This window comes from Collinsella tanakaei (assembly GCF_016900375.1).
Taxonomy (GTDB): Bacteria; Actinomycetota; Coriobacteriia; order Coriobacteriales; family Coriobacteriaceae; genus Collinsella.
The window spans coordinates 1-5,614 of sequence record NZ_JACJKB010000029.1 but is presented as its reverse complement, the minus strand read 5'-3'; the positions used below and the strand labels follow the sequence as shown (position 1 = coordinate 5,614).

4 protein-coding genes are annotated in these 5,614 nt (G+C 65.7%); 1 reads left to right on the top strand and 3 read right to left on the bottom strand.

Features of this window, described 5'->3' with window-relative positions:
• Positions 1-149: 149 nt before the first annotated feature.
• The 3 genes from H6A16_RS10380 to H6A16_RS10370 all read right to left on the bottom strand — a co-directional run bounded on the left by H6A16_RS10380 (position 150) and on the right by H6A16_RS10370 (position 3,788).
• On the bottom strand, positions 150-1,070 hold the full coding sequence (locus H6A16_RS10380; RefSeq protein WP_204618924.1) for an AEC family transporter: 921 nt from the start codon (positions 1,068-1,070) through the stop codon (positions 150-152).
• A gap of 220 nt (positions 1,071-1,290) precedes the next feature.
• On the bottom strand, positions 1,291-2,316 hold the full coding sequence (locus H6A16_RS10375; RefSeq protein WP_204618920.1) for an aspartate-semialdehyde dehydrogenase: 1,026 nt from the start codon (positions 2,314-2,316) through the stop codon (positions 1,291-1,293).
• A gap of 107 nt (positions 2,317-2,423) precedes the next feature.
• The gene (locus H6A16_RS10370; protein ID WP_204618917.1) at positions 2,424-3,788 is read right to left on the bottom strand and encodes an aspartate kinase; all 1,365 of its coding nucleotides are present in this window, start codon (positions 3,786-3,788) and stop codon (positions 2,424-2,426) included.
• Positions 3,789-4,083: 295 nt separating this feature from the next.
• Here H6A16_RS10370 and thrC point away from each other — a divergent pair, with 295 nt between their 5' ends.
• A complete protein-coding gene (gene thrC, locus H6A16_RS10365) occupies positions 4,084-5,592 on the top strand; it encodes a threonine synthase (protein WP_204618914.1) in 1,509 nt (502 codons plus the stop codon).
• Positions 5,593-5,614: the final 22 nt, after the last annotated feature.

Below are 5,614 nucleotides of genomic sequence, written 5' to 3'. Positions count from 1 at the left end.
GTTGTTGGGGGCGGGCGGCCGCTGCGCGGATGGGGTAGCTGGGGTTTGGAGCCGGTTGCTGGGACCCATAAATTGGGGGTTTGGCGAATGGTAAATCGGTTAAACGCTTGGGTTGTGGGCCTTGGTTGTGGGGGATTGGGGGTCGAAGCTTAGAAGACGATGAGGCCGAGGGCTAGGATGAGGGGCATGATGACAAGCGACAGCAGCGTCGAGAGCGAGACCAACCCGGCGCCGAAGCGGTAGTCGCCGCCGAACATCTGCGGGAACATGGCCGATACGGTGCCACAGGGAGTGGAGAGGGCGACGAGCACGACGAGCTTGACGACGGGGTCGAGGGGCAGCAGCGCCATGACGGCGATGACGATGGCCGGCACGGCGAGCAGGCGTAAGCCGCAGGCAGCGTAGAGGCTGCGGTCGCGCACGAGGCTGCGCAGGTCGGTCTGGGAGAGGTAGATGCCCATGACGAGCATCGCCAGGCCGGTGTTGAGGTTGCCCATGTCCTGGGCGGTCACCTTGATGACGCCGGTCAGGTCGATCGAGCAGCAGAACAGCACGATGCCCACCACGACAGCGACGATCGAGGGGTTGGTCGCGATCTTTTTCGGCGAGATCTTCGACGCGTCTTGCGAGATGAGCCAGATGCCGTAGCTCCAGATGAGCGGAACCTGACCGGCCATGCAGGCCGAGATGTAGAAGACGTACTCCTCGCCCAGCACGCTCTGGACCAGCGGGATGCCCATGAAACCCATGTTGGAGATCGTGATGCCGAGCTGCGCCGCGCGTTGACGGTCGCGGAAGTACAGGCGCGCCACGCCCGCCGACGCCAGCGTGAAGATGAACGACAGCGCCATGCAGGCGGCGCCGGTCGCCATCTTTGCCGCATCGAAGGTCGTGGCGAGCGACTGCAGGATCACCGCAGGCGTGGCCACATAAAGGGCGACGTTCGAGAGCTGCTTCGAGCCCGCATTGTCGACAAGCTTCGCACGATACAGCACCGCACCGATCACCATCATCAAAAACATGGCGACCACCTGCGTGATCATGACCGGCATCGTCTGCGCGACCGACATAGAGTGCCTCCCAAACCCCATTAAACAAAAGCGCGGCCCAAAGGGCCGCGCACCATATTACTCCCCACCCAAGGCCAAGGGAGCCACCACGCGCAAGCAGCTTGCAAAGCTGCTGCACGAGTCAACCTTGCAGGCCGGCCCCCGGTCTTCCTGGGCACACAATCCCGCAGGCCGCAGGCCGAGGACGTGCGCACGGGAAGACCGGGGGCCGCCCGAGCAGCTACTCCGTCAGCAGCTTCGCGATCTGCACCGCATTCGTGGCGGCACCTTTCCTGATCTGGTCCCCGCAGCACCAGAAGGTGATGCCGCGCGCGGCGTCGGGGTTCGAGATGTCGCGGCGCAGGCGGCCGACCCAGATGAGATCCTGGTCGGAGGTGTCGATGGGCATCGGGAAGCGGTCGTGCGCGTTTTCGGCCTCGCGGTCGTCCACGAGCTTGACGCCCGGAGCGGAGGCCAGCGCCTCGCGCGCCTCGTCGAGCGTGATGTCGCGCTCGAACTCGAGCGTGATGCTCTCGGAATGCGAGCGCAGCACGGGGACGCGCACGCAGGTGCAGTTCACGCGCAGCTCAGGCAGATGCATGATCTTGCGGCCCTCGTTTTGCAGCTTCATCTCCTCGGAGGTGTAGCCCTCGTACTTGAAGCCACCGATCTGCGGGATGAGGTTGCTCACGAGCGGGGCGGCGAACGCCTTCGGCTCGGGGATCTCCTCGCCGCGACCCATGGCGCCGATCTGCGCCTCGAGCTCGGCCATGCCCGGTGCGCCCGCACCGCTCGCGGCCTGGTAGGTCGACACGATCATGCGCGTGACGCCGGCGATCTTGTGCAGCGGCCACGTGGGGACAAGGCCGATGATGGTCGCGCAGTTGGGGTTGGAGATGATGCCCTTGTGCCAGGAGATGTCCTCGGCGTTGATCTCGGGAACGACCAGGGGCACATCCGGGTCGAGACGGAAGGCATGGCTGTTGTCGACCACGACGGCGCCGGCCTCGACGGCATGGGGCAGAAGCTCCTTCGCCAGATCGTCCTCGACGGCGCCGAGCACGATGTCGCAGCCCGCGAACGCATCCGGTCCGGCCTCGGCGATCGTGACCTCACCGAAGGGGGTCTCGACCTTCTTGCCCGCGGAGCGCGCGCTGGCCAGCAGGCGCAGCTCGCCGACCGGGAAGTCCTGCTCGGCCAGGCACTGGATCATCTGCGTTCCCACGGCGCCCGTTGCGCCCAGGATGGCTACGGTATACTGCTTCATGGGTTCTCCTCCCTTTATGACAGTTAGGACGGGGCCCACTGTCACACTTTCACGCTGCCGAAGCGAGCATGACAGTTAGGACGGGGCCCACTGTCATGCTCGGGTGGTTAGAAGGGCTGGGGCGTGGGCTCCAGGTCCTTGGTCTCGACGATGCCGTTCTCGTCGGAGAAGGCCTTGTAGATCGTCTTGATCGCGAGCTCGAAGTCCTTCTCCTCCACGCCGACGATGATATTGATCTCGTCGCAGCCCTGCGTGATCATGCGCACGCTCACGCCCGCCTGGCCGAGCATGCCGAACAGGTGGCCCGCCACGCCGGCGCGGCCATGCAGGTTGCGGCCCACGGTGGCGATGAGCGCCAGATCCTCGACGACCTCGATCTCGAGCGGCTGGACCTCGTCCTGGATGTCGGCGATCAGCGAGTACAGCGAATCGTGCACGTCCTCGGCCTGCACCACGGCGGCAAACTGGTCGACGCCGGTGGGCATGTGCTCGACGCTCACGTTGTAGCGCTCGAACACCGACAGGGCGCGGCGCATGAAGCCGATGCGGCTCGTGGTGCGGTCGCGCGCCACGTTGATGGCGAGGAAGCCGCGCTTGCCGGACACGCCGGTGATGATGGGCTCGCTCTCGCCCTCCTTGGCGTGCTCGGAGATGATCGTGCCCGGGTCCTGAGGCGCGTTCGTGTTCTTGATCACGAGCGGGATGCCCGCCTCGCGCACAGGGAAGATGGCCTCTTCGTGCAGGACGGAGGCGCCCATGTAGGACAGCTCGCGCAGCTCCTCGTAGGTGATGCGGGAGATGGGCTGGGCGTCGGGCACGATGCGCGGGTCGGCGGAGTAGAAGCCTGAGACGTCCGTCCAGTTCTCGTACAGGTCGGCGCCGAGGCACTTGGCCAGAATGGAGCCGGAGATGTCGCCGCCGCCACGGTCGAGCAGGCAGATGCGGCCCTCGCGCGTCGCGCCGTAGAAGCCGGGCATCACGAAGCCGCCGCGCGGGGCCTTCTCGTCGAGCAGCTTGGCCGTGCGCGTCATGGACAGGGTGCCGTCGTGGTGGAAGGCCACGACGTCCGCGGCGTCGAGGAAGGGCAGGCCCAGGTACTCGGCCATCAGGCGCGCGGTGAAGTACTCGCCGCGGGAGACGAGCTCCTCGGTGGAAAAACCGCCCGAGCGGGCGCGCTCGCAGAACGCGGCCATCTCCTCGCGAATGGGATAGGAGAGCCCCAGCTCGTCGGCGATATCGACATAGCGCTGAACGATGTCGTCCAGCAGGTCGTCGCACGACACGCTGTACTTGACGTGCGCGTTCACCAGATACAGCAGGTCGGTGACCTTGGCATCGCCGCTGCGACGACGGCCGCAGGCCGACACCACGACGAACCGGCGCGCAGGATCCGTGTCGGTGATCGCCTTGATCTTCCTGAAGTGATCGGCATCGGCAACGGAGGACCCGCCGAACTTTGCAACCTTGATCATGTGCTTCCCGAAAACCTTCCCTTGAGTTATGCATCGCGCGCCGACGCGGGTAGGCCCGCACCCGGCGCGCAATCAGCAGATAGCAGGTGCCACTTTAGTACGTGCAAGTGTACTAGAGCCGCTTCTTGTTATACGAGAATACGTCAAAACAAGGGGTTATGTTTCCAAATTGAAAACGTCCTGTGTGCTGATGCTGCTTTGACCTTCGAAAAGCCCGACAAGCACAGCGAGCGCTATGCATGCTCTGCTACCATGGGCACCAACATTTCCGCTGCCATAGATGAGGAGTACCTTCATGGGTCTGTATCACAGCACGCGCTCCGCTGCCCCATGCGTCACGGCCAAGCAGGCAATCCGCCGCGGCATCGCCGCCGATGGCGGCCTGTTCGTCTCCGACGCGCTCGGCGAGACGACGATCGGCCTCGACGATCTGGCATCGAAGAGCTACTTCGAGCTCGCCCGTGAGATCCTGGGCGCGCTGCTGCCCGACTACACGGCCGACGAGATCGCCGCGTGCGTCGATGAGGCCTATAACGGCACCTTCGCCTCCGACGAGGTGACCCCACTCGTGCCGTTGGCGACCGCCCCGAACGCCGACGGCGTCGCCACCTACGTGCTCGAGCTCTTCGGCGGCCCCACAAGCGCCTTCAAGGACGTCGCTCTGCAGATGCTCCCCCGCCTCATGGCGCGCACGAACAGCGGCGAGAACGCCGACGAGAAGATCATGATCGTGACCGCGACCTCCGGCGACACGGGCAAGGCGGCGCTCGCCGGCTTCGCCGACGCGCCCGGAACCGGCATCACGGTCTTCTACCCCGAGGGCAAGGTCAGCCGCGTCCAGGAGCTGCAGATGAGCACGCAGGAGGGCGGCAACGTGGCCGTCTGCGGCGTGCGCGGCAACTTCGACGACGCGCAGAGCGCCGTGAAGCGCATCTTCGCCGACGAGGAGCTGGCGGCGCGCCTGGCCGATGAGGGCGTGGTGCTCTCGAGCGCGAACTCCATCAACGTCGGCCGCCTCGTGCCGCAGGTGGTGTACTACTTCGCCGCCTACGCGCAGCTGTTGCGCGCCGGCTCCATCGCGGCAGGCGATGCCGTGGAGTTCTGCGTGCCCACCGGCAACTTCGGCGATATCCTCGCCGGCTACTACGCCAAGCGCCTGGGCCTGCCCGTGAGCCGCCTTATCGTGGCGAGCGACAAGAACAACGTGCTGTTCGACTTCCTCACCACCGGCACCTACGACCGCAAGCGCCCGTTCTTCACCACGACCTCGCCTTCGATGGACATCCTGATCTCGTCGAACCTCGAGCGCATGCTGTACTACGCCACCGACGGCGACTGCGAGCTGGTGGCCGAGCTCATGGCCGGCCTTTCCGCCGAGGGCGTCTACACCGTGCCCGAGCAGGTGCTCGCGCGCATCCAGGAGGTCTTCGGCTGCGGCTGGGCCGACGAGGACCAGGTGGCTGCCGCCATCAAGCACTGCTGGGACGCCAACGGCTACGTGATCGACCCGCACACCGCCTGCGGCTATCACGTGCTGGAGGAGCTGCCCGCCGCTCCCGGCACCGCCGCGCGCGTGCTGCTCTCCACGGCGAGCCCCTACAAGTTCCCGCGTGCTGTCGCGGGCGCCCTTGGCCTCTTCTGCCCGCCCGACGACTTCGCCTGCATGAAGGTGCTCGAGAAGGCCACGAACACGACGGCTCCTGCCCAGCTCGCCACCCTTGAGGACAAGCCCGTCCTCCACACCGACGTCGTCGACATCGATTCCATGTCCGCCTACGTCGAGCAGGCCGCCTCAAACCTGTAGCACCTGTCTCTTATACACATCT

What these genes read in the sequence shown, in the direction of transcription:
- H6A16_RS10380 (WP_204618924.1), bottom strand. Translation starts at nt 1,070, where the DNA reads ATGTCGGTCGCGCAGACGATGCCGGTCATGATCACGCAGGTGGTCGCC.
- H6A16_RS10375 (WP_204618920.1), bottom strand. Translation starts at nt 2,316, where the DNA reads ATGAAGCAGTATACCGTAGCCATCCTGGGCGCAACGGGCGCCGTGGGA.
- H6A16_RS10370 (WP_204618917.1), bottom strand. Translation starts at nt 3,788, where the DNA reads ATGATCAAGGTTGCAAAGTTCGGCGGGTCCTCCGTTGCCGATGCCGAT.
- thrC (WP_204618914.1), top strand. Translation starts at nt 4,084, where the DNA reads ATGGGTCTGTATCACAGCACGCGCTCCGCTGCCCCATGCGTCACGGCC.